At 59.6% G+C, this 22,153-nt stretch carries 22 protein-coding genes and 1 tRNA gene; 16 read left to right on the top strand and 7 right to left on the bottom strand.

Annotated elements, in window-relative coordinates; translation table 11 throughout:
- Positions 1–114: 114 nt before the first annotated feature.
- Together JZX88_RS21480 and JZX88_RS21475 are read right to left on the bottom strand one after the other, a co-directional pair.
- A complete protein-coding gene (locus JZX88_RS21480; protein WP_206914645.1) occupies positions 115–1,227 on the bottom strand; it encodes a pyridoxal phosphate-dependent aminotransferase in 1,113 nt (370 codons plus the stop codon).
- Between the two features lie 171 nt (positions 1,228–1,398).
- The gene (locus tag JZX88_RS21475) at positions 1,399–1,746 is read right to left on the bottom strand and encodes a hypothetical protein (RefSeq protein WP_206914644.1); all 348 of its coding nucleotides are present in this window, start codon (positions 1,744–1,746) and stop codon (positions 1,399–1,401) included.
- 330 nt (positions 1,747–2,076) lie between these two features.
- Here JZX88_RS21475 and JZX88_RS21470 point away from each other — a divergent pair, with 330 nt between their 5' ends.
- Both JZX88_RS21470 and JZX88_RS21465 read left to right on the top strand, forming a co-directional pair.
- The gene (locus JZX88_RS21470) at positions 2,077–3,294 is read left to right on the top strand and encodes an FAD-dependent oxidoreductase (protein WP_206914699.1); all 1,218 of its coding nucleotides are present in this window, start codon (positions 2,077–2,079) and stop codon (positions 3,292–3,294) included.
- Between the two features lie 7 nt (positions 3,295–3,301).
- On the top strand, positions 3,302–4,102 hold the full coding sequence (locus tag JZX88_RS21465; RefSeq protein ID WP_065115249.1) for an aldolase/citrate lyase family protein: 801 nt from the start codon (positions 3,302–3,304) through the stop codon (positions 4,100–4,102).
- A 3-nt stretch (positions 4,103–4,105) separates the two neighbouring features.
- On the opposite strand, the gene JZX88_RS21460 is transcribed toward JZX88_RS21465, so the two are convergent.
- Together JZX88_RS21460 and JZX88_RS21455 are read right to left on the bottom strand one after the other, a co-directional pair.
- Positions 4,106–4,282, bottom strand: coding sequence for a hypothetical protein (locus JZX88_RS21460; protein WP_162854460.1), 177 nt, complete (start codon positions 4,280–4,282; stop codon positions 4,106–4,108).
- 92 nt (positions 4,283–4,374) lie between these two features.
- The gene (locus JZX88_RS21455; RefSeq protein WP_080842190.1) at positions 4,375–4,716 is read right to left on the bottom strand and encodes a hypothetical protein; all 342 of its coding nucleotides are present in this window, start codon (positions 4,714–4,716) and stop codon (positions 4,375–4,377) included.
- 163 nt (positions 4,717–4,879) lie between these two features.
- Between JZX88_RS21455 and JZX88_RS21450 the strand changes: the two genes are divergently transcribed.
- The 5 genes from JZX88_RS21450 to JZX88_RS21430 all read left to right on the top strand — a co-directional run bounded on the left by JZX88_RS21450 (position 4,880) and on the right by JZX88_RS21430 (position 8,878).
- Positions 4,880–4,970 (top strand) — tRNA-Ser (locus JZX88_RS21450).
- On the top strand, positions 4,943–5,104 hold the full coding sequence (locus tag JZX88_RS21445) for a hypothetical protein (protein WP_206914643.1): 162 nt from the start codon (positions 4,943–4,945) through the stop codon (positions 5,102–5,104). The genes JZX88_RS21450 and JZX88_RS21445 overlap by 28 nt, the downstream gene beginning before the upstream one ends.
- A 223-nt stretch (positions 5,105–5,327) precedes the next feature.
- The gene (locus JZX88_RS21440; RefSeq protein ID WP_142855546.1) at positions 5,328–5,636 is read left to right on the top strand and encodes a hypothetical protein; all 309 of its coding nucleotides are present in this window, start codon (positions 5,328–5,330) and stop codon (positions 5,634–5,636) included.
- A gap of 668 nt (positions 5,637–6,304) precedes the next feature.
- Complete coding sequence (locus JZX88_RS21435; RefSeq protein ID WP_065115252.1) at positions 6,305–7,321, top strand: porin; 1,017 nt, start codon at positions 6,305–6,307, stop codon at positions 7,319–7,321.
- Between the two features lie 534 nt (positions 7,322–7,855).
- A complete protein-coding gene (locus JZX88_RS21430; protein WP_110759397.1) occupies positions 7,856–8,878 on the top strand; it encodes a porin in 1,023 nt (340 codons plus the stop codon).
- A gap of 170 nt (positions 8,879–9,048) precedes the next feature.
- Here JZX88_RS21430 and JZX88_RS21425 read toward each other — a convergent pair whose 3' ends face one another.
- Entirely contained in the window at positions 9,049–11,121 is a 2,073-nt protein-coding gene (locus JZX88_RS21425; protein ID WP_206914642.1) for a lytic transglycosylase domain-containing protein, read from the bottom strand.
- A 366-nt stretch (positions 11,122–11,487) separates the two neighbouring features.
- Between JZX88_RS21425 and dapA the strand changes: the two genes are divergently transcribed.
- Together dapA and smpB are read left to right on the top strand one after the other, a co-directional pair.
- On the top strand, positions 11,488–12,372 hold the full coding sequence (gene dapA / locus JZX88_RS21420; protein WP_206914641.1) for a 4-hydroxy-tetrahydrodipicolinate synthase: 885 nt from the start codon (positions 11,488–11,490) through the stop codon (positions 12,370–12,372).
- A 161-nt stretch (positions 12,373–12,533) separates the two neighbouring features.
- A complete protein-coding gene (gene smpB / locus JZX88_RS21415) occupies positions 12,534–13,016 on the top strand; it encodes an SsrA-binding protein SmpB (protein WP_035218083.1) in 483 nt (160 codons plus the stop codon).
- A 191-nt stretch (positions 13,017–13,207) separates the two neighbouring features.
- Here smpB and JZX88_RS21410 read toward each other — a convergent pair whose 3' ends face one another.
- Together JZX88_RS21410 and JZX88_RS21405 are read right to left on the bottom strand one after the other, a co-directional pair.
- Positions 13,208–14,707 (bottom strand): methyl-accepting chemotaxis protein, encoded by a 1,500-nt coding sequence (locus JZX88_RS21410; RefSeq protein WP_206914640.1) that lies wholly within the window; start codon positions 14,705–14,707, stop codon positions 13,208–13,210.
- A gap of 217 nt (positions 14,708–14,924) precedes the next feature.
- Positions 14,925–15,494 carry an NYN domain-containing protein gene (locus JZX88_RS21405; protein ID WP_003521125.1) on the bottom strand — a complete coding sequence of 190 codons (570 nt, stop codon included), beginning with the start codon at positions 15,492–15,494 and terminating at the stop codon, positions 14,925–14,927.
- Between the two features lie 392 nt (positions 15,495–15,886).
- Between JZX88_RS21405 and rpoZ the strand changes: the two genes are divergently transcribed.
- The 7 genes from rpoZ to rnc all read left to right on the top strand — a co-directional run bounded on the left by rpoZ (position 15,887) and on the right by rnc (position 22,079).
- Positions 15,887–16,279 (top strand): DNA-directed RNA polymerase subunit omega, encoded by a 393-nt coding sequence (rpoZ, locus tag JZX88_RS21400; RefSeq protein ID WP_035262680.1) that lies wholly within the window; start codon positions 15,887–15,889, stop codon positions 16,277–16,279.
- A gap of 132 nt (positions 16,280–16,411) precedes the next feature.
- Entirely contained in the window at positions 16,412–18,646 is a 2,235-nt protein-coding gene (locus JZX88_RS21395) for a bifunctional (p)ppGpp synthetase/guanosine-3',5'-bis(diphosphate) 3'-pyrophosphohydrolase (RefSeq protein ID WP_065116173.1), read from the top strand.
- Positions 18,647–18,843: 197 nt separating this feature from the next.
- Positions 18,844–18,990, top strand: a complete 147-nt coding sequence (locus JZX88_RS21390; protein ID WP_003496944.1) for a hypothetical protein — start codon at positions 18,844–18,846, stop codon at positions 18,988–18,990.
- Between the two features lie 443 nt (positions 18,991–19,433).
- Positions 19,434–20,012, top strand: coding sequence for a DUF2062 domain-containing protein (locus JZX88_RS21385; RefSeq protein WP_065115256.1), 579 nt, complete (start codon positions 19,434–19,436; stop codon positions 20,010–20,012).
- Entirely contained in the window at positions 20,009–20,413 is a 405-nt protein-coding gene (gene acpS, locus JZX88_RS21380) for a holo-ACP synthase (RefSeq protein ID WP_065115257.1), read from the top strand. Before JZX88_RS21385 ends, acpS begins: the two co-directional genes overlap by 4 nt.
- Before the next feature lie 209 nt (positions 20,414–20,622).
- Positions 20,623–21,369 carry a signal peptidase I gene (lepB, locus tag JZX88_RS21375; RefSeq protein WP_065115258.1) on the top strand — a complete coding sequence of 249 codons (747 nt, stop codon included), beginning with the start codon at positions 20,623–20,625 and terminating at the stop codon, positions 21,367–21,369.
- Positions 21,366–22,079: a ribonuclease III gene (gene rnc / locus JZX88_RS21370; RefSeq protein WP_206914639.1), complete on the top strand. Its 714-nt coding sequence runs from the start codon at positions 21,366–21,368 to the stop codon at positions 22,077–22,079. The genes lepB and rnc overlap by 4 nt, the downstream gene beginning before the upstream one ends.
- The last annotated feature ends 74 nt before the right edge of the window (positions 22,080–22,153 follow it).

The following is a 22,153-nucleotide window of genomic DNA, read 5'->3' as shown; positions in this document are numbered from 1 at the left end:
AAATGATTCGCGGGCAGGGGTTTGCGGCGGGACGTTGAATCGATGCGTGTAATGCCCGGCACTTTCCAACCCTCATTCCTGCGCCTGTCACGGGAATGAGGGTGGGCTGGGAACTTACCCGAGTGCCTTGAGAACCTTTGGCAGCGCCTGCTCGAAAAGATCGAGCTTGTCCTCGGTGCCGGCGCTGACACGAATGCAGCGGTTGAGCGGGGCCACGCCCGGCATGCGGATGAAGACACCATGCTCCATCAGTCCATCGACGATGGCGCGGGCATAAGTCCCGTCGCGATGGCAGTCGATGGTCACGAAATTGGTGGCGGAGGGCAGCGGTGCAAGGCCGTTGTCGCGGGCGATTGCGGAAATCCGGTCGCGGGCATCGGAAATCCTGCCGACCACCTCATGCAGATAGGCCTGATCCTTGAGCGCTGCGAGGGCGCCGGCGACCGAAATGCGGGCCATGCCGAAATGGTTGCGGATCTTGTCGAAGGCTTCGACATTGCCAAGCGTGCCGATGGCGTAACCCACGCGCGCGCCGGCGAGCCCATAGGCTTTCGAAAAGGTGCGCATGCGCAGGATGTTCGGCTGGCCGATCAGCGCGTCGATGGCCGGCACGGCGTTGGCGGGCGCGGTCTCGCAATAGGCCTCGTCCAGAATGAGCAGGCAGGTCTCCGGCAGGGCGCGGGCAAAGGCAACGACCTCGCTCGCTTCCCACCAGCTTCCCATCGGATTATCGGGATTGGCGAAATAGACGAGCGGCGCGTTTTCCCGGATGACGAGATCGAGAAGCCCGTCGAGGTCTTCGTGATCGTCGACATAGGGCGTGGTGACGAGTCTGCCGCCAAAACCGTTCACATGGTAATTGAAGGTGGGATAACCGCCAAACGAGGTCACGACCGGGGTGCCGGGCTCGATAATCAGCCGGGCGATCTCACCCAGCAGTCCATCAACGCCGCTGCCAATGGCGATATTGCCGCGCGAGACACCGTGATGGATGGCGAGCGCTTCCTTCAGTTCGAAATTTTCCGGATCGCTATACATCCAGGTCTCCGCCGCCGCATCGCGCATGGCCAGCAGCACGGAAGGGGCGGGGCCGAAGCCGCTTTCATTGGCGCCGATTCGCGCCTCCACCTTCAAGCCGCGGTTCCGCTCGATGGCTTCCGGGCCAACGAAAGGAACGGTTGAAGGAAGCGAGACGGCAAGCGGCGTGAGGCGTGAAAAAGCGGACATTGGCTGAAAGTTCCGGTACCTGTGTTTGAAAACCCGGCTCACAATAGGTGCAAAAACACCGGAAGCAAGCCGCGCCCCATGGCCGGATGGCTGTTTTGGAACAGATTTTTCCGCAGCCGCGTCAAGCGAGGAAAACCTGCCGGATCGATGGGCGGCGCGGGCACAACAGACTCAGGCGCTGGTCTCGAAACTCAGCCGGCGCACATGGTGCAGGAATTCCGCATCGATCAGCATGTTGAAACCGATGGTGACTTTTTCTTCCTCCCGGCGGATCAGCGTGCAGCCGATCTCATCGCGAATACCCAGAATTTCCAGATAGAAATTGGCCGGCATTTCCAGGTCGGGGCTGACATCCAGCTCCGCGCCGTAGAGGGAAATGGTGCGCACCAGGCAGCGCATGGTGTCCCTGGCGCTGAGATGATGCCCGATGAAGGTGATCTTGCCGGGCCGGTCGATCTGAAATTTCTCGTACATCTCGTCCTGTGGGACGCTCTGACGGGGATCCATATGCAAAGCCATGACAACCTCCCGGATTGCCTCTTCCTGATGCTGATTTTAACGCGGTTTCCTTGCCAGCACATGAAGGAAATGCGCGCAATTGTTCGTTTTCCGTCTCGACATGGGCCATTGTCACCCTTGCAAGCCGATGTTTCCCTTGAGGGAAATGCATTGGGCTTCGTCCGGTTGCAGGCGTGCCGCAGCCAGTGCTGATAATGTGTCATGCTTGCACCGGGCTGGCGTCGCTGTGCTGTTGACGCGGGCCGTACTTGGCGTTACGCCTGATCCGGTAATATGGCTTCGCAGGGTGCGGCTGGATGGCCCCTTGTGATTCGTATCTGGGAGTGGACTGTGACGGGAAGGCTGGTAATCGTCGGGGCGGGGCAAGCCGCTTTCGCGCTGGCGGCAAAGCTCCGGGCGCTGAAGGACGACCGTCCGATCACCATCATCGGCTCCGAGGATGCCTATCCCTACCAGCGGCCGCCGCTTTCCAAGAAATACCTGCTCGGCGAGATGAGCTTCGACCGGCTGATGTTCCGCCCGGAGGAATGGTATGCGGAAAATAATGTCGATATCCGGCTCTCCACCTGGGTGGAGGAAATAGACCGCCGTGCCAAAACGGTTCGTATGCAGGATGGCAGCACGCTTGCCTATGACAAGCTGGTGCTGGCGACCGGGGCCGCGCCCCGCCCGCTGCCCGCCAGCATCGGTGGCGACCTGGAAGGGGTCTTGACCGTTCGCGACAAGCGCGACGCCGACCGTCTCATGGAAGAGATGAAACCGGGCCGCAGGCTGCTGGTGATCGGCGGCGGTTATATCGGCCTTGAAGCGGCCGCCGTTGCCCGCAAGCTCGGCCTTGAAGTGACGCTGATCGAAATGGCCGACCGCATTCTGCAGCGTGTTGCGGCGAAGGAAACCGCCGATATCATGCGTGGCATCCATCAGGCCCATGGCGTTTCCATCCGCGAAAAGACCGGCCTCGTGCGCCTTGTCGGCATGGATGGCCGGGTGGCCGCCGCCGAACTCTCCGACGGTTCGACGCTTGATGTGGATTTTGTGATTGTCGGCATCGGCGTGACGCCGAATGACCGCCTTGCCCGCGAATCGGGCCTTGATGTCGGCAATGGCATCGTGGTGGACGGTTATACCCGCAGTTCGGACAGGGACATTCATGCGGTGGGCGACTGCGCGTTATTGCCATGGCGCGGCCAGCATGTGCGTCTCGAATCGGTACAGAATGCCGTCGATCAGGCCGAGGCCGCCGCTGCCGTGCTGGCAGGCACCGAAACCGCCTATGACGCGAAACCCTGGTTCTGGTCGGATCAATATGAGGTAAAGCTGCAGATCGCCGGCTTCAATCTCGGTTACGACGAGACGGTGCTGAGACCCGGCGCCCGTGAGGGCAGCTGGTCCGTCTGGTATTTCCGCGACGGGCATTTCGTGGCGGTCGATGCCGTCAATGATGCCAAGGCCTATGTCGCTGGCAAGAAACTGCTCGATACCGGCGCGGAGCCGGATCGCGCCATCCTGGCGGATACCTCCGCCGATCTGAAATTGCTGCTCTCCTGAGGACATCATGCCCGCTCCCGAAAACCGTTTCAAAACCGCCATCCACGCCGGCAAGCCGCAGATCGGCCTCTGGCTAGACATGGGCGAGGCCATTGCCGCGGAAATCGCCGGCACGGCGGGCTTCGACTGGCTGGTGATCGATGGTGAGCACGGGCCGAACGATCTGCGCAGCATCATCGACCAGCTGCGTGCGCTTGCCACGTCACCGGCCGAGCCGGTGGTGCGCGTGCCGGTCGGCGAAAGCTGGATGATCAAGCAGCTGCTGGATGCAGGTGCACGCACGCTTCTTGTCCCGATGGTCGATTCGGCTGATCAGGCCAGAGATCTGGTCAGCGCCATGCATTATCCGCCGCGCGGCATTCGCGGCATGGGGGCCGCCGTGGCCCGTGCCTCTGCCTTCAACACGATCACCGATTATGCCGACAGCGCTTCGGACAGCGTTTGCCTGCTGGTACAGGCCGAAACGCGGGCGGCGATCAACGATCTCGACAATATTCTTGCGGTGGAAGGTGTGGACGGCGTCTTCATCGGCCCGGCGGATCTCGCCGCCGATATGGGCTATCTCGGCAGGATCGACGAGCCGGAGGTGCAGGCGGTGATCGAGGCGGCCATCGTCAAGATCGTCGCGGCGGGCAAGGCCGCCGGCATTCTGACCTTCAACGAAACCTATAATCGCCGTTACCTCGAACTCGGGGCTTCCTTCGTCGCCGTCGGCGCCGATGTCACGGAATTTGCCAACGCCCTGCGCAACCTGTCCGGCCGCTACAAGGGCGGGGCAGCGCCGGCGCCATCCAGATCGGGTTATTAAGTCTCAGTCGTCGTTGCTGGCATTCAGCTTTTCCGGCGGGATGCCCTCTTCGCCGGAGGCAAGGTAGCCGCTGTTGATGAGGGCGGCGCGGACGATACGCTGAACGGCCTCATCCCGGTCTACGCCGTGGTCTCTCGCAAAATCCGACAATGCCTCTTCAAGGTCGTCGCTGAATAGCATTTCTGGCCCCCCATTCCTGTTGTCATGAAATCAATGCAAAAAAGGCAAGGCGGAAACGTCCCGCCTTGCCCCGACTTTAATACATGCGGCGATCAGCGCCAGCGATAAAGGCCGCTGTTCGACGAGCTCTGCTGGGTGCCGGCGCCAACCGCATAACCGATCGCAAAACCGAGTGCGCCGACGATCGTCAGCAGCGACGTGGCAGTGCCGGGATTTTCCTTGACCGCTTCCACCACATTCTGGCCCTGGGCGCGCACATTATGCGCCGCCTTGCGAACCCGGCCGCGCGCCTCATCCAGAAATTCGGACGCATCCTCGCTCACGCCTTCCGCGCGGGCGGAAACGGATTTGGAGAGGGATGCGATTTGCGAGCGCAACTCGGCAATCTGATTTTCGATCGTGTCTTCGACAACATTCAGTTTGGTCTGAGCCATTAGAACACCTCTTTTGTTACCGAAGCGGAGAACGTGCCGGCTTTGAAGAAGTTCCCGCACACCCCGCAAAGTTTCACGGACTGGCGCCCGGCCAACAGGTTTTTCGGCTTCTTGGCGAAAAAGCCTTGCATTCATTTTTTTTACGCAATAATCAGGCCGCACCGGAGAGGTGGCCGAGTGGTCGAAGGCGCTCCCCTGCTAAGGGAGTATACGTCAAAAGCGTATCGTGGGTTCGAATCCCATCCTCTCCGCCATCAAACTCAGCCAGGACTTTGATATTATCGGGCAAATCGGGCTGCTGGTTTGTTTTTCCGTTTTCATCCCCATCTCGCGGCCTGAATGGCTGCAAACCCTGCCGGCAGGCGTGAACTGCATGCGGCGGTGGTGATTGGGAAGAAATCGCGTCCCCGGGGCCGTCGCTTACATCATCGAATCGCGCACGCTTCATTGCAGCCTCGCTGGCACTGTACTATCGGCGAGGGCAGGCCGCCCATGCGATCACGCTTATTTCAGAAATTCGATCGGCTCTTTTGCGCGCATGATCCTGGATACATCTCGTTCTTTGACAAAGAGCACCTATCTAAGTTTCTCACGCACACGAAGGAGATTTGATGATCGACGAATACGGCCCGCACGTGCAGATGGGCACGCTTGCAGAGCAGATGGCCGCCCGCTACCAGATGGACGCGAATCTTGAATTGGGGCCGCACCTGTCGCACTACATGGAGGAGGTCGAGGTCAACATCTCCGCTGACAGCTTTGACCATGTGGGGTTCATGAGCAGGATTTGCGGGCGACTGACGATGACGCTGGCAACAGCTGCCGCGCCCCGGCGCCGCGAGTTCCTGCAGGCCGTCGTGGTCGCGCTTCAAGAGCGCATCGATCGACATTCACTCGATGTGGCTGTGGACGGCATTTAAGGCACTGCCATCCAAGCAATAATGAGCGCCGGAAGGCCGGCCGGTCATTTGCGCCGGTTCATCCGGATCGCGGCGGCGTAACGCCTCGTGGCGGATGCGACAGGGCGACCGTGAGGCAAGGGCGTTTGTACGGCTGTCATGTCCACGGCATCCAGCATTCGCCGAAGGCAAATCAGTTTGCCAGATCGCCGGTATACCCGGCCCGTCGAATCGTTGTCCGGTGAATCAGTCCAGACCGAAACGGTTTTTCCGCCGTTTCCCGACATGCGCATCCGTGGAGTGCCGCGACACGGCATAGGTCGAAGCAAAAATTTCCCACATCTCCGCCCGACAGGGCAACGCGACGCCAAAAAGGCCGATAGTTTAGAAACACCTTGTTAACCGATCTAACTAACGGATTTTCAAGGAAATTCTTAACGCATCGTAAAAGCTTCGATTGGCTGGCATGGCGCTGTGTGTTGTTTCCGCAACAAACCGAAATGAAGCATATACGTAAATGCTATTTATCGGATGTTGGCGATTGCAAGCGGCGAAACCTTTTGTATTTTCACGACCAGAAGCGAGGCGGTGGATCGTTTGGCTTCTAAGAACACGGGAATGGGGCAGGGAATGCTGTCCTTCAGCGAAAGAACCCAGACCCTTTTAAAAACTTTGACTGGAGGTCAACCATGAACATCAAGAGCCTTCTGATCGGCTCCGCTGCGGCTCTCGCAGCAGTATCCGGCGCACAGGCCGCTGACGCTATCGTCGCTGCTGAGCCCGAGCCCCTGGAATACGTTCGCGTTTGCGACGCTTTCGGCACCGGCTTCTTCTACATCCCCGGCACCGAAACCTGCCTGAAGTTCCAGGGCTACGTTCGTTTCCAGACCGACTTCGGTCGCGACAAGTCCGGCACGTCTGACTGGAACTCCTTCACGCGCGCCCAGTTCGAAGTTGACACCCGCACCGACACCGAACTCGGTGCTCTGCGTGGCTTCATCGGCTTCCGCGGCAACGCTGACAACGGTTCGTCCTCTTCTTCGAGCGTTTTCGTTGACCAGGCCTTCATCGAACTCGGCGGCCTGAAGGTCGGTAAGTTCTACAGCTGGTGGGACGATGGTCTCTCTGGTGAAACGGACGAGCTGTCTTCCAACGCTCTGTTCAACTCCATTCGTTACACCTACGACGCTGGTTCCTTCTGGGCAGGCGTTTCGGTTGACGAACTCCAGGGCATCAACGTTCAGGGCTTCAACGAGTCTGACAACAACGTTGGCGTTGCACTCGGCGTTGGCGCCAAGCTCGGCGCAGCTTCGCTGCAGCTCATCGGCGGCTACGACACCGACCGCGAAAACGGCTCTGTACGCCTGATCGCAACGGCTGACGTTGGTCCGGGCACGCTCGGTCTGGCCGGTGTTTGGGCTTCTGGCGCAAACGCTTACTACAACGTCTCCGAGTGGGCTGTTGCTGCTGAATACGCAATCAAGGCAACCGACAAGCTGACGATCACCCCCGGCTTCCAGTACTACGGCAACTACGGCCTGGTTTCCTGGGACGACTTCTCGAACGACGACGGCTGGACAGCTGGTCTGACGCTCGACTACAAAATCACCCAGGGCCTCTCCACGAAGATCGCTGTTAACTACGTTGACATCGACAACCGTGACGACCAGGTTAAGGGTTTCGTTCGCCTTCAGCGTTCGTTCTAATCTGATCTGACATTGTCAGTGATGGAAAGCCCGGCTCTCGAGCCGGGCTTTTTCGTTTTGAGCGCGCGGAGGAACGGGGCGAAGAATCAGGTCGCCCCATGGAGGGCTGCTGGTTGGCCTGTACTGTTTGCCTGGCTAAAGGATAGTGGCGCGGGGTGAGGGCGCGATCTGGTTCATTAAAAGGCCTGATTCTGCGGTGTCGCCGACCAAATCTGGGCAATTCGCCAAGCTTCCGATATGCCGTGTATCTTGATGAATGGCTGCTTTGTCTCTCGGCTGGCTTGAGCGGCGCCACGTAAGTGTATGAAACAAATACGAATTTAACGAATTGTTAATGAATGGGGCGTCGTCCATTAGAATTGTAGCTATTTCGCAACAATGAAAAACTAAGGATACCTTACTGTCTTCCTTTCGTCATGATTACGATTGCCCACCCGCCCGGTTTTGGCTCTAATCAGCTTCATAAGCGGCACGCATTGATTTGTGTTTCCCACCCGCTGCTTAGAAGATTAAGCGTTTGACTGGAGGTCAACCATGAACATCAAGAGCCTTCTGATCGGCTCCGCTGCAGCTCTCGCAGCAGTCTCCGGCGCACAGGCCGCTGACGCTATCGTCGCTGCCGAGCCCGAGCCCCTGGAATATGTTCGCGTCTGCGACGCTTTCGGCACCGGCTTCTTCTACATCCCCGGCACCGAAACCTGCCTGAAGTTCGGCGGTTACATCCGTTTCCAGACCGACTTCGGCCGCGACGCCAAGGGTACGTCTGACTGGAACTCGTTCACGCGCGCCCAGTTCGAAGTTGACACCCGCACCGACACCGAACTCGGTGCTCTGCGTGGCTTCATCGGCTTCCGCGGCAATGCCGACAACGGCACTGCTTCTGGTTCGAGCGTCTTCGTTGACCAGGCCTTCATCGAACTCGGCGGCCTGAAGGTCGGTAAGTTCTACAGCTGGTGGGATGACGATCTGAATGGCGAAACCGACATTCTGTCGACCAACACCCTGTTCAACTCGATCAAGTACACCTACGACGCCGGTTCTTTCCAGGCTGCGATTTCGGTTGACGAACTCGAAGGCCAGTACGGTCAGTTCCAGTACGGTCCGGACAACAACGTCGGCCTCGGCGGCATGATCGGCGCCAAGTTCGGTGCTGTTACGGCTAACCTGATCGCCAGCTACGACTTCGACGCAGAAAATGTTGCGATCCGCGGCATGCTGTTTGCAGATATCGGTCCGGGCACCTTCGGTCTTGCTGGTATCTGGGCTTCTGGCGACAACGCTTACTACGCGAAGTCTGAATGGGCCGTTGCCGTTGAATACGCGATCAAGGCTACCGACCGCCTGACGCTTACCCCCGGCTTCGAATACCTCGGCAAGCTCGACGTTAACCCTGCTGACGGCGACTTCGTTGGCGACCGTGACGCCTGGACTGCTGGTCTGACGGTTGATTACAAGATCACCGACGGCCTGAGCACCAAGATCACCGCGAACTACTACGACGAAGATGGTGCTGATGACGAAGTCACCGGTTTCGTCCGCCTTCAGCGCACGTTCTAATCTGATCTGACATTGTCAGTGATGGAAAGCCCGGCTCTCGAGCCGGGCTTTTTCGTTTGAGGGTGACGCGTGTGGATATGCGCATCGTCGAATATCCGGAACACAAAAAGCACCGGGCCAGCCGATGCTTCACTGTTTGATAGGGTGATATCTGCCGATAGGTCCGGTCTTTATCCCGCGCGCCCGTGGCGCAGGTCATCGACAATATCGGCCTGTTGCCCCAGCCTGGTCTTGTAGACCTGATAATTCTCCATCACCCGCTGCACATAGTTGCGCGTTTCGGGGAAGGGGATGCGCTCGATCCAGTCGACCACTTCGTCGATAGGCTTGCCGCGCGGGTCGCCATAACGGGAAATCCATTCCGGCACGCGCTTGGGCCCGGCATTATAGGCGATGAAGGTGAGGATATAGGAGCCGCCGAAACTGTCGATCTGCTCGCCGAGATAATGGGCGCCGAGCGTGGCGTTGTAGCCCGCATCGCTGGTCAGCATCGCCTGCGTGTAGGGCAGGCCATGGCGGCCGGCCACGCCCTTGGCGGTTCCCGGCAGAAGCTGCAGCAGGCCGCGGGCATTGGCGGAGGAAACGGCGGCCGGGTTGAAGGCGCTTTCCTGCCGCGCGATGGCGTAGGCAAGTGCCTTGCCGGAACCGGCAATATTGGCGCTGGCGGGAATGACGCCGAGCGGATAGGCAAGCGCTGCCGCATCGATGCCGCGGCTGAAGGCCGTCTTGCCGATCTGCAGGGAAACCTGATGGTTGCCGTTGCCTTCCGCCCGCGCTGCCAAAATGGCAAGTTCGCCGGGGCTGTCGAGCTGGTCCGCCAGCGAGCGGTAAAGACTGTCGGCGCGCCAGCCGTAACCCGCCGCCTCCAGCCGGTCTATGGCGCGCACGGCTTCGCGGCCGGCGAAGCGTTCACGGTCGCCGGTGCTGGGGCTCGGATAGGTGACGTTCAGGGTCTTCGTGCCGATTCGCGCGGCGGCCAGCTGGCCATAAAATGTGCCGGGATGGGCAGCGGCCCTGGTGAAGAAATCACGGGCATTGCCCGGCCCGCCCGCTTCCGCCGCCCGCCCAAGCCAGTAATAGGCGCGAGAGGCCGAAAGCGGCCGGTTCGACGTCTGCAACAAGGTGTTGAAGTGGCGCGAGGCTGCCGCCGGGTCCCGCAGCGCTCTCAGCGCATACCAGCCGGCATGGAACTCCGCATCGGCAATATCGACGGCTGACGTCGCCGAATGATTGGCGACGATGCGATAGGCTTCGGCAAAATCGCCGAGATCGGCAAGACCGCGGGCGACGATACGGCGTTCGTTCCACCATTCGCCGGGATTGACGAGCTTGGCCGTTTCCTTCGGTGCCTGCCGCAGAAGCACGGCGGCTTCCGGATATTTCTGCTGGTTGCGCAGGTTCTCGATGCGCGCGAAGAGATAGGTCGGGTCATTGCGCCAGGAGGCATCGACCTTGCCCAGCAATGCGCCGGCATTGGCGGACCGCTGCAGCACCGCCGCCCAGGCATTATAAAGCGACTGCGCCTTGCCGAGATCGCCAAAACGTTTCGCCTGGCTGATGCGGCTGCGATACATCAGATAATCCATGCGCGCCTTGTGATCGGCGGGCGTCAGATAGCCTGGAAACTCGGCAAGCACACGGTCTTCCATGTCCTTGTCCATGCCTTCGCTGACCCAGAGCTGGCGAATGAGGCGCTGGGAATCCGCGCCCTTGCCGGAGGAGGCGAACGCCTTGGCGAGCACGACGGTGCCTTCAGCGGTTTCCGGCCGGCTGCTGCCGAAGGCGGCTAGCACCTGCGACGCCGGCGGATCTTCGCGGTAGAGCGCTTTTTCGGAATTGGCGCGTAGCGTCGCCGCACCCGGCCAGCCGGCCAGCTCGCGTTGGGCGGTGGCGATTTCGGCGGAAGCGACATCCTTCTGGCCGGAAACCGCGATGGCCCAGGTGAGAATATGGCGGTCGAGGCTGCCGTTCGGCATGGTGTTGCGCAGCGCGATCGCCCGCGTCGCATCGCGGCCGGAAAGCGCGTCGAGGCCCGCCTTCAGCTGGCTGGTATCGTCGGGACGGTTGAGGCGCGGAATGGCGCCGGTGATTTCGGGCGAGGCCGGCATGAAGGCAGGCACGGTCGGTGCATTCGGTTTGACATAGGGAAGGGGTGCCGCACCTTCCGGCAGCGGCCCGGCCAGCGCGTTCCACACGGTTGCGGCAAGACCCGCCGCCATCAATCCCCAGACTGTCTTTTTCATGCCGTTCTTCATCGTGTAACGGAGTTGCCGACTTTCTTGCTTGTAATATTGCTACATTGCAGCGGGATTGCCGAAAACGGTCTGATGTCCCGCCCGCAAATCTTGGGATTTCAGGCTTAATGAAATCTTAATTGCCGCCCTGCAATTCAATCAACTTTTATTCACCGGCCTGCGAGCGGCGTCTCTTTTCGGTGCGGGCCTTTTGTGCCTGCCGATCACTACCCTGCGACTGTCACACTTCCGACAATTTCGGACAAAATACGCTGCCTTTGCGCTTGTCGGCGCCAAGGGCTGGCACTAATGTGTGCCGGTTTTAACCATCGAATGCGGCCGAAGCATGAACCGGCTCGGCGCCAGGAGCTTTGCATGTTCAAGGGATCAATTCCCGCCCTCATTACCCCGTTCACGGACAATGGCGCCGTGGACGAACAGGCCTTTGCCGCCCATGTGGAATGGCAGATCGCCGAAGGCAGCAACGGCCTCGTGCCCGTGGGCACGACGGGGGAATCCCCGACGCTCTCCCACGACGAGCACAAACGGGTCGTTGAACTGTGCATCGAGGTTGCGGCGAAACGGGTTCCGGTCATTGCGGGCGCAGGCTCCAACAATACCGATGAGGCGATCGAGCTTGCTCTGCACGCGCAGGAAGCCGGTGCGGATGCGCTGCTGGTCGTCACCCCCTATTACAACAAGCCGACGCAGAAGGGCCTGTTTGCCCATTTCTCCGCTGTTGCCGAAGCGGTGAAACTGCCGATCGTCATCTACAACATCCCGCCGCGCTCGGTGGTGGATATGTCGCCTGAGACCATGGGTGCGCTGGTCAAGGCGCACAAGAACATCGTCGGCGTCAAGGATGCCACCGGCAAGCTCGACCGCGTCTCCGAACAGCGCATTTCCTGTGGCAAGGATTTCGTCCAGCTCTCGGGTGAGGATGGCACGGCACTCGGCTTCAACGCCCATGGCGGCGTCGGCTGCATCTCGGTCACCGCCAATGTCGCGCCGCGCCTCTGTTCGGAATTCCAGGCAGCGATGCTTGCCGGCGATTACGCCAAGGCGCTGGACTATCAGGATCGCCTGATGCCGCTGCACAAGGCGATCTTCATGGAGCCCGGCGTCTGCGGCACGAAATACGCGCTGTCGAAGACACGCGGCGGCAACCGCCGGGTCCGCTCGCCCTTGATGAGCACGCTGGAACCGGCAACGGAAGCAGCCATCGATGCGGCGCTGAAGCACGCCGGCCTGATGAACTGAGAGACGCCTGAAAGCCTTAAAGGCGCGCAATGGGCCCGCTTCGCGACAGAAGCGGTTCCGCGCGCCTTTTCTTTTTGCGACGACGATACTAAATAGAGGCTCGAAAACCGCTCCGGCCGGCAGGCTGCGGCGCAATAAGAAAAACAAGGGATTGAAATATCATGGCCCCCAAAGGCAGCCAGCGCGTGGTGAACAAGATCGTTGCGGAAAACCGCAAAGCTCGCTTCAACTACGAAATCATCGACACCTATGAGGCGGGCCTCGTGCTGACCGGCACCGAGGTCAAGTCGCTGCGCGAAGGCAAGGCGAATATCGCCGAATCCTATGCCTCGGACGAGGGCGATGAAATCTGGCTGATCAATTCCCACCTGCCGGAATATCTGCAGGCCAACCGGTTCAACCACGAGCCGCGCCGCCGCCGCAAGCTGCTTTTGAGCAAGCGCGAAATCAGCCGCCTGCGGGCCGGTATCAACCGCGATGGCATGACGCTGGTGCCGCTGAAGGTCTATTTCAACGAAAAGGGCCGCGCGAAGCTGGAACTGGCGCTCGCCAAGGGCAAGAAGCTGCACGACAAGCGCGAGACCGAGAAGGAACGCGACTGGAACCGGCAGAAGTCGCGGCTGCTGAAGGGCGGCAACGCCTGAGCGGCAGGAAATTTCGCGGCCTAGAGGGTAGCGGCCTTTCGCCACTTGTTCTTCCGTCATGCCGGACTTGATCCGGCACCCAGCCACAGCGCGTCCGCGCTGTGGAACGAGCCCTTTCAGCCCAAGGACTTGGGCTGGCTGGATCCCGGCTCAAGGCCGGGATGACGGGGTGAGTGTAGTCTTGTCGTAGTTCAAGCGGCCCGATACGTCCGCTCCACATGCGCCTTCGTCGTCGAAACGCTGAACCGGCTGACAAGTGCGGCCAGATTGGCGCTGACATCGCTCAGACTATGCGTTGCCGCATTGGTTTCTTCCACCATCGCCGCATTCTTCTGGGTCAGGTTGTCCATGCTGTTAATCGCGGCGCTGATTTCCTGAATGCCGACCGATTGCTCCTGCGCCGCCTTGGTCAGTGAGGCGATATGTTCCTGGATGTGATCCACCTTGTTGCCGATCGTGTTCAGGGATTCGCCGGTCTTGTTGACCAGCGAGACACCCTGCATCACATCCTCGGAAGATTTGGCGATCAACGTCTTGATTTCCTTGGCGGCGGTGGCGGAGCGCTGCGCGAGTTCCCGCACTTCCTGGGCGACGACGGCGAAACCCTTGCCGGCCTCGCCGGCGCGGGCGGCCTCCACGCCGGCATTCAGCGCCAGAAGATTGGTCTGGAACGAAATCTCGTCGATGACGGAAATGATCTGGGTAATCTTCTGCGATGAGTCCTCGATGGCGCCCATGGCCTTGACAGCGTCCGTCACCACATCGCGTGAGCGTGCGGCTTCGACGGCGGAGCTTTCGACGATGGCCTTGGCCTCCTCGGAGCGCTGCGCCGAGAGTTTGGAAATGGTGGTGATCTCCTCGACGGCGGCGGCGGTTTCCTCAAGGGCGGCGGCCTGCTGTTCGGTGCGGCGCGCCATGTCATCGGTTGCCGAGGTCAGTTCGCGCGTATTGCCGGAAATCTTGTTCGCCTCTTCGACGATCTGAGAAAACGCGCCGGAGAGATTGCCGACAGCGGCGTTGAAATTGGCGACGAGCCCTTCGAATTGCGGTGCGGTCTTTTCGCCGATGCTGGAGGTGAGGTCACCATTCGCCAGCCTGTCGAGGGCGCTGTTGAGCAGGGCGAGGACATGCTCCTGCTCCTTCTTCATCTGTGCCTGTTCGGCCTCCACCTTTTGCCGCTCGGCGGCCAGCACGTCGAGATAGACGGAAATCGAATAATCCATGTCGAGGAGGGCGGCCTTGATGGTGGCGGACAGGGCGTCCTTCACCTTTCTGGCCTTCTTTTCCATGAAAAGGCCCTTCAATTCGGACTCGATCAGGGCCTTGACGATACCGTCGAGCATCAGGGCGTAACCGCCAATATACCATCGCGGCTCCAGCCCCAGCCTTGCATGGGTGCGGCCGATGGTGGTCACGGCGTCGGTATAATCCTCGGTAAACGTCCCGGAGGCGATCCTTGCCCAGTGTTTGAGCTGCATGCTTTTGGCGTGCTGGACATGCGCATCGTTGGCGAAGAACTTCGCCGTCTCCGGCACCGAACGAACCTTCGCATAAAAACGGTCGAGAGACGCATCCAGCGAGCCGGTAATGACACCCTTCATGTCTGAGAGATTTTGCCGCTGCTCGTGGCCAAGCCCCAGAAAATTCAGTCTTTCGTCAAGTTGTTGATTGGTTTTCGCTTGGCCGTGCATGTCTGGTCATCCTGATTTGACACCCAATTCAGTTTCCGGTGTCGTTGCGTGATTTAGACACGTCTAAAATTAACCAAGATATAATTTCGAATGGCCGGATTTGATGTTTGTTAATTTAAACGGCAATTTTCCGGCGACGACGTGGCATGAGCCCAAACAAAAACGCGCCCGCCTTTGCGACGGACGCGTTCCTGTAATGTCGGCGTACAAGCCCGGATCAGATCGTCTCGGGGCTTTCGGCGTGGCGGGCAGGGCGCTCGTTCGGGTCGCGCCCGATCTCAGCCTTCAGCGTCATCAGATCGATGAAGTGATCGGCCTGCCGGCGCAGATCGTCGGCGATCATGGCGGGCTGGGTGGCCATGGTGGAGACCACGGAAACCTTGCGGCCCTTGCGCTGCAGCGCGTCCACCAGCGTGGTGAAGTCGCCGTCGCCGGAGAACAGCACCAGATGATCGACCGTCTCGGACTGTTCCATGGCATCGACCGCGAGTTCGATATCCATGTTGCCCTTGATCTTGCGGCGGCCGAGCGCGTCGGTGAATTCCTTCGCCGGCTTCGTCACGACCTTGTAGCCGTTATAATCCAGCCAGTCGATCAGCGGGCGGATCGAGGAATATTCCTGATCCTCGATCAATGCGGTGTAATAATAGGCGCGCAGCAGGTATCCACGCTTTTGAAACGCCTTCAGGAGCTTGCGGTAGTCGATATCGAATCCCAGGCTTTTCGATGCTGCATAAAGATTGGCTCCGTCTATGAAGAGCGCAATTTTCTCCCGTGGATCGAACATTCCATCCCATTCCTTTTTTTGGAAAGGCCATTATCTGGCTTTTATATCCGGTCGAGAACGCAAAAAATCATGTGGTATCAACGAGCTTTGCATACCGCCGTTGCGTTTTAAGTAAGCTACCTTCCCCCGTATTCCAAGACAATTCTTCTAGACATTTTGTTCATCAGACGCCAAACATCGGCAATAAGGTGCCAAAAGACGCCAAAGACAGGAAAAACTTGAATTCCGCGGCCAATGGCTGTATCGGAAGCTGGAAAGCTTCGTCGCGAAAAATCACAAGCGTTTTTTGCAAGGCACGAAGCGCAGATTCAATAGGTTAGAGCAACCCTTGTGCATCCCGAAGAAAGCACGGCGCTCTGATCCACGACATTACGACCCGCAAAGGACAGGCAATGGCCCGCGTCACAGTTGAAGATTGCATTGATAAAGTAGACAACCGTTTCGAGCTGGTTCTTCTCGCCAGCCATCGTGCGCGCCAGATTTCTCAAGGGTCCTCGATCACGGTTGACCGCGACAACGACAAGAACCCGGTCGTGGCGCTGCGCGAAATCGCCGACGAGACGCTGTCTCCCGACGATCTGAAGGAAGACCTCATCCATTCGCTGCAGAAGCACGTGGAAGTGGACGAGCCCGAGCCCGATCCGGTCACGCTTGCCGCCTCCGCCATTGCCGATGGCGAAGAGGACGACCAGCCGGAAACCGTTACTTTCGACCAGATGTCGGAAGAAGAACTGCTGGCCGGTATCGAAGGCCTTGTGCCGCCGGAAAAAAATGACGATTATTGATAGGATTTTATGATGCCTTTGGCAGGCGGCGGTTACCGTCTGTCAATAGTTGCCGTCATAATCTGATCCCTATTGATGCAGCATTGTGCGCCGACCCTCAGGTTGGCGCGCTTTCTTTTTGTGGAATATCGCATGATGCGGCAATACGAACTCGTCGAGCGGGTTCAAAAATATAAACCGGATGCGAATGAGGCCCTGCTGAACAAGGCCTATGTTTACGCGATGCAGAAACATGGCCAGCAGAAGCGGGCCAATGGCGACCCCTATATTTCGCATCCGCTGGAAGTTGCCGCGATCCTCACCGAAATGCATCTCGACGAATCGACCATCGCGGTGGCGCTGCTGCACGATACGATCGAGGACACCACCGCCACCCGTGCCGAAATCGACGAACTCTTCGGCGAGGATATCGGCCGGCTGGTGGAGGGGCTGACCAAGCTCAAGAAGCTCGATCTCGTTACCCGCAAGGCCAAGCAGGCGGAAAACCTGCGCAAGCTGCTGCTCGCCATTTCCGACGACGTGCGCGTTCTTCTGGTGAAGCTCGCCGACCGCCTGCACAATATGCGTACCATGGAATATATGCCGGCCGACAAGCGCAGCCGCATTTCCGAGGAGACGATGGAAATCTATGCGCCGCTCGCCGGCCGCATGGGCATGCAGGACATGCGCGACGAACTGGAGGACCTGTCCTTCCGTTATCTCAACCCGGAAGCCTATGAGACGGTGACCAACCGCCTGCAGGAACTGGAAACGCGCAATGAGGGCCTCATCAAGAAGATTGAGGACGAGCTGCGCGAACTGCTGGTGGCCAACGGCCTCATCGGCGCGGGCGTCAAGGGGCGCCAGAAGAAGCCCTATTCGGTGTTCCGCAAGATGCAGTCGAAGTCGCTCTCTTTTGAGCAGCTTTCGGATGTCTACGGTTTCCGTATTCTGGTGGACGACATTCCCTCCTGCTATCGGGCGCTTGGCATCGTGCATACCCGCTGGCGTGTCGTGCCCGGCCGTTTCAAGGACTATATCTCCACCCCGAAGCAGAACGATTATCGTTCCATCCACACCACCATCGTCGGCCCGTCGCGCCAGCGTATCGAGCTGCAGATCCGCACCAAGCGCATGCACGAGATCGCCGAATTCGGCATCGCCGCCCATGCGCTTTACAAGGATGGCGAAAACGGGGAGGGCGATCTGCTCTCGCCGGAATCGAACGCCTATTCCTGGCTGCGCCACACCATCGAATCGCTGGCCGAAGGCGACAGCCCGGAAGAATTCCTCGAGCACACCAAGCTCGAACTGTTCCAGGACCAGGTGTTCTGCTTCACGCCCAAGGGCAAGCTGATTGCCCTGCCACGCGGCGCGACGCCCATCGATTTCGCCTATGCGGTGCACACCAATATCGGTGACACCACGGTTGGCGCCAAGATCAACGGGCGGATCATGCCGCTCGTCACCCGGCTCAACAATGGCGACGAGGTGGAGATCATCCGCTCCGGTGTGCAGGTGCCGCCCGCCGCCTGGGAAGAGGTTGTCGTGACCGGCAAGGCCCGCTCGGCCATCCGCCGCGCCACCCGCATGGCCATCCGCAAGCAATATTCCGGCCTCGGTTATCGCATTCTGGAACGCACCTTCGAGCGCGCCGGCAAGGCTTTCTCCCGGGAAGCCCTGAAGCCCGTGCTGCATCGTCTGGCGCAGAAGGATGTCGAAGACGCCATCGCCGCCGTCGGTCGCGGTGAGGTCTCCTCGCTCGATGTGCTGCGCGCGGTCTATCCGGATTATCAGGATGAGCGCGTGACGGTGAAGATGACCGGCGACGATGGCTGGTTCAACATGCGCAGCGCCTCCGGCATGGTCTTCAAGATTCCCGGCAAGTCGCGCTCGGTGCTTGAGGACGATGGCGCGGCCGAGATGCTTGATGGACCCGACCCACTGCCGATCCGTGGCCTTTCCGGCAATGTCGACGTGCATTTCGGTGCCGCCGGCGCCGTTCCGGGAGACCGCATCGTCGGCATCATGGAAAAAGGCAAGGGCATCACCATCTATCCCATTCAGGCGCCGGCGCTGCAACGCTTCGACGATGAACCGGAGCGCTGGATCGATGTGCGCTGGGACCTCGATGAGGCGAACAAGTCGCGCTTCATGGCGCGGGTGATGATCAATGCGCTGAACGAGCCGGGCACGCTCGCCTCGGTGGCGCAATCGATCGCGACGCTGGATGTCAATATTCGCGGCCTGAACATGGTCCGCATCGGTACTGACTTCTCCGAGCTGGCGCTGGATGTCGAAGTCTGGGATCTCAGGCAGCTGAACCAGCTTCTGTCGCAGCTGAAGGATCTCGACTGCGTATCAACAGTGGCGCGTGCCTTCGATTGAGGCATTTTTAGACGATCCTGCAACTCAAAAGGCCGTTGTTATGCATTGAATGCATGGCAGCGGCCTTTTCCTGTCTCTGGTCGCGGAGGCGGTTTGCGACTATTTTCCTCTCAGAAATTGAAGAGAAGGAAACGCGGCGTGCCGGTGGAATAACACCGATGAGAAACGCCAGTTCCAAACCGAAAGGACCGAAAATCATGTTTACTCCGCTTCGTAAGATCGCACGCGCCGTTCGTGGCAAGACCACCCAGGAACGCGAATTCGAATATCTCAGCGGCTCGGTATCGAATGTCGACCTCGAGTTCCGCCAGCGCGAAATCGACCGCGGCCTGTTCCGCCGGTAATGCGCCCAGCGCATGGCAGCCCATCGCCATGCGTATGAGACTTGGAGGGTGCGCGGCTGTTGTTGGCACGCTCGCCCCTGTATCTTGCAAAACTATGTGAATGCGCGCTTCAAGCGGTTGTCCCAAACTGGTTGACCAATACGCCGCAAAAAATCCCGGTTCAGTCCCCTGTCGCAATAGACGACACTAAATTGGGACTGATATCGAAGGCTCGATATTCACTGTACTCGTGACATCCCGCGTCCGTCATGCCGGGCTTGATCCGGCATCCAGCCCGCCCGAGTCCTTGGGCGGGAAAGAGTCTTCTCGCCACGCGGACGCATGTCGGCTGGATTCCGGCTCAAGGCCGGAATGACGGAAGCGGAGAATACACCTGCAAAAGAAATCCCCGCGTCGTCTATGATGCTCTTGGCGCGGCCCGGGCGATGAAATAGACTGCCGCCATGCCGTTTCGCCGCCGTGAACCCATTGGTTTTTCAGAGAAGATTCGCGACCTGTTCTGGCCGCGCACGGGTTTTTCGCGTTCGCTGCGCTATATGAAGCTGCGTCTGCTCAGGCTTTCCGCCTCTCCGCATTCGGTTGCCGCTGGTGTCGCGCTTGGTATCGGCGTGGCATGGACGCCCTTTCTTGGTGTTCATATCATCATCGCCATGGCGCTCGGTTTTCTCATGCGGGTCAATCTCGTCGCCGCGGCGCTCGGCACCACCTTTGCCAATCCGCTGACATTTCCGTTCATCTGGGCGTCCACCTGGGAACTCGGGCATTTCATCCTCGGGCGGCAGCAGACGGCAAGTGCGGCGCATGTGGATTTCGTGGCGCTGTTCAGCCATCTCGAATTCCGGCAGATATGGACGCCGGTCCTGGAACCCATGACCATCGGCGCCGTGTTTCCTGCCGTCATCAGCGCGGTCATCGCCTATATCGCCGTCTACGGCCTCATCAGCGGCTTCCAGCGGCGCAAGATGGAAAATCTCGCGCAGCGTGCCGCCAACAGGAATGCTTCTCTGGAGATGTTGAAATGATCATTGGATTGGGCAGCGACCTGATCGATATTCGCCGTGTTGAAAAGTCGATCGAACGTTTTGGTGAACGCTTCACGCATCGCTGTTTCACCGATATAGAGCGCGCCAAATCCGATGGCCGCAAGAACCGCGCGGCTTCCTATGCCAAGCGTTTTGCCGCCAAGGAGGCCTGCTCCAAGGCGCTCGGAACCGGCCTTGCGAACGGTGTCTTCTGGAAGGATATGGGCGTCGTCAACCTGCCGGGCGGCAGGCCGACAATGGTGCTGACCAATGGGGCAGGGGAAAGGCTGGCGGCCATGCTGCCCGCCGGCCACCGCGCCAATATTCACCTGACGATCACGGATGACTATCCTTATGCTCAGGCATTTGTGATTATCGAAGCGCTGCCCGTGAACGGTTAAGGCCCGGGGTCGCCGCATTGGCGGTCTATTTGCACCGGTGTCATAGAAGCGCTTCCCTTCGGGCTGGAAAGGTTCTAGAGAAGTCGCAGAAATATGAAAGCGTTGCCGGCTGCGTGAAACAGCTTCACCCGCCGCAGGCGCGACGAAACAACGGCCCGGATGCTCCCTCACGATCGGAGAAGCCGGGAAACAATCAGGCAGGTCTTTAAGTGTCCGAAAAAGCTGAAAAGAAGCAGAACGCCCTCTGGGAGAACGTCAAGGTCATCATTCAGGCGCTGCTGCTGGCCATGGTCATCCGCACCGTGCTGTTTCAGCCCTTCACCATCCCGTCCGGCTCGATGATGCCGACGCTTCTGGTGGGCGACTATCTTTTCGTCAACAAGTTCTCCTACGGCTATTCGAAATATTCGCTGCCTTTCTCGCCGAACCTGTTTTCGGGTCGCATTCTCGAATTCAGCAAGCCGAAGCGCGGCGATGTCGTGGTCTTCCGCCTGCCGCCCAATCCCGAGGTCGATTACATCAAGCGTCTGGTCGGCCTGCCGGGTGATCGTGTTCAGATGATGAACGGCGTGCTGTTCATCAACGGCCAGCCGGTGCCGAAGCAGCCCGATGGCACCTTCACTTCCGATTACCGTGCCGATCCGGGCGCCAATGTGCCGGTCTTCCGCGAAACGCTCGACAATGGCGTCACCTACGACACGCTTGACCAGTCGCCCGACTCGCGCGGCGACAACACCCGGGAATTCCTGGTGCCGGAAGGCCATTATTTCATGATGGGCGACAACAGAGACAATTCGCTCGACAGCCGCTTCGATGTCGGTTTCGTGCCGGAAGAAAACCTGATCGGCCGCGCCAGCGTCATCTTCTTCTCGCTGGGCAACGACACGCCGTTCAGCCGCATTTGGGAGTGGCCGGCCAACATGCGTTGGGACCGCCTCTTCAAGGTTGTGGAATGAGCAAGACCAAGCCGCTTTCGGCGGACGAGATTTCCCGTCTGGAAGCGTTGATCGGATATGAGTTCAAGGAAAAGGCCCGGCTGGACCGGGCCTTGACCCATGCCAGCGCCCGCTCGGCGGCGGCCGGCAATTACGAGCGGCTGGAGTTTCTGGGCGACCGTGTCCTCGGTCTCTGCGTTGCCGAATTGCTGTTCTCCACCTTCCGCAACGCCACCGAAGGCGAGCTTTCGGTCCGTCTGAACCAGCTCGTCAGCGCCGAATCCTGCGCCGCGATCGGCGACGAGATGGGCCTGCATAATTTTATCCGCACCGGCTCGGATGTGAAGAAGCTGACAGGCAAGGCGATGCTCAACGTGCGCGCCGATGTGGTCGAAAGCTTGATCGCCACCATCTATCTGGATGGCGGGCTGGAGGCGTCGCGCAAATTCATCCTGAAATACTGGCAAAGCCGGGCCACAAGCGTGGATGCCGGGCGGCGTGACGCCAAGACGGAATTGCAGGAATGGGCGCATGCCAGATTTGCGACCACGCCCGCTTACCGGGTTGACGATCGCTCCGGACCGGATCACGATCCCCGCTTCACCGTGACGGTGGAAATTCCCGGCGTGAAGCCGGAAACCGGCGTGGAGCGCTCAAAGCGCGCGGCCGAACAGGTGGCGGCGACACGGTTGCTGGAGCGCGAAGGCGTCTGGCAGAAATCCTCCACCTGAGACTGAGTGCCCGAACGGGTGCTGAAATCGAGCGCATGGCGGACCCTTTTGGCCGCATGTTGAATACCTCTGAC

It is taken from the genome of Agrobacterium sp. OT33 (assembly GCF_017313365.1).
Classification (GTDB): Bacteria; Pseudomonadota; Alphaproteobacteria; order Rhizobiales; family Rhizobiaceae; genus Agrobacterium; species Agrobacterium rhizogenes_A.
This window is presented reverse-complemented; position numbering and strand designations above follow the sequence as displayed.

Excerpts from the sequence above, each read along its gene's own strand:
- JZX88_RS21480 (WP_206914645.1), bottom strand. The coding sequence starts at position 1,227 with ATGTCCGCTTTTTCACGCCTCACGCCGCTTGCCGTCTCGCTTCCTTCA.
- JZX88_RS21475 (WP_206914644.1), bottom strand. The coding sequence starts at position 1,746 with ATGGCTTTGCATATGGATCCCCGTCAGAGCGTCCCACAGGACGAGATG.
- JZX88_RS21465 (WP_065115249.1), top strand. The coding sequence starts at position 3,302 with ATGCCCGCTCCCGAAAACCGTTTCAAAACCGCCATCCACGCCGGCAAG.
- JZX88_RS21460 (WP_162854460.1), bottom strand. The coding sequence starts at position 4,282 with ATGCTATTCAGCGACGACCTTGAAGAGGCATTGTCGGATTTTGCGAGA.
- JZX88_RS21455 (WP_080842190.1), bottom strand. The coding sequence starts at position 4,716 with ATGGCTCAGACCAAACTGAATGTTGTCGAAGACACGATCGAAAATCAG.
- JZX88_RS21440 (WP_142855546.1), top strand. The coding sequence starts at position 5,328 with ATGATCGACGAATACGGCCCGCACGTGCAGATGGGCACGCTTGCAGAG.
- JZX88_RS21435 (WP_065115252.1), top strand. The coding sequence starts at position 6,305 with ATGAACATCAAGAGCCTTCTGATCGGCTCCGCTGCGGCTCTCGCAGCA.
- JZX88_RS21430 (WP_110759397.1), top strand. The coding sequence starts at position 7,856 with ATGAACATCAAGAGCCTTCTGATCGGCTCCGCTGCAGCTCTCGCAGCA.
- JZX88_RS21425 (WP_206914642.1), bottom strand. The coding sequence starts at position 11,121 with ATGAAAAAGACAGTCTGGGGATTGATGGCGGCGGGTCTTGCCGCAACC.
- dapA (WP_206914641.1), top strand. The coding sequence starts at position 11,488 with ATGTTCAAGGGATCAATTCCCGCCCTCATTACCCCGTTCACGGACAAT.
- smpB (WP_035218083.1), top strand. The coding sequence starts at position 12,534 with ATGGCCCCCAAAGGCAGCCAGCGCGTGGTGAACAAGATCGTTGCGGAA.
- JZX88_RS21410 (WP_206914640.1), bottom strand. The coding sequence starts at position 14,707 with ATGCACGGCCAAGCGAAAACCAATCAACAACTTGACGAAAGACTGAAT.
- JZX88_RS21405 (WP_003521125.1), bottom strand. The coding sequence starts at position 15,494 with ATGTTCGATCCACGGGAGAAAATTGCGCTCTTCATAGACGGAGCCAAT.
- rpoZ (WP_035262680.1), top strand. The coding sequence starts at position 15,887 with ATGGCCCGCGTCACAGTTGAAGATTGCATTGATAAAGTAGACAACCGT.
- JZX88_RS21395 (WP_065116173.1), top strand. The coding sequence starts at position 16,412 with ATGATGCGGCAATACGAACTCGTCGAGCGGGTTCAAAAATATAAACCG.
- JZX88_RS21390 (WP_003496944.1), top strand. The coding sequence starts at position 18,844 with ATGTTTACTCCGCTTCGTAAGATCGCACGCGCCGTTCGTGGCAAGACC.
- JZX88_RS21385 (WP_065115256.1), top strand. The coding sequence starts at position 19,434 with ATGCCGTTTCGCCGCCGTGAACCCATTGGTTTTTCAGAGAAGATTCGC.
- acpS (WP_065115257.1), top strand. The coding sequence starts at position 20,009 with ATGATCATTGGATTGGGCAGCGACCTGATCGATATTCGCCGTGTTGAA.
- rnc (WP_206914639.1), top strand. The coding sequence starts at position 21,366 with ATGAGCAAGACCAAGCCGCTTTCGGCGGACGAGATTTCCCGTCTGGAA.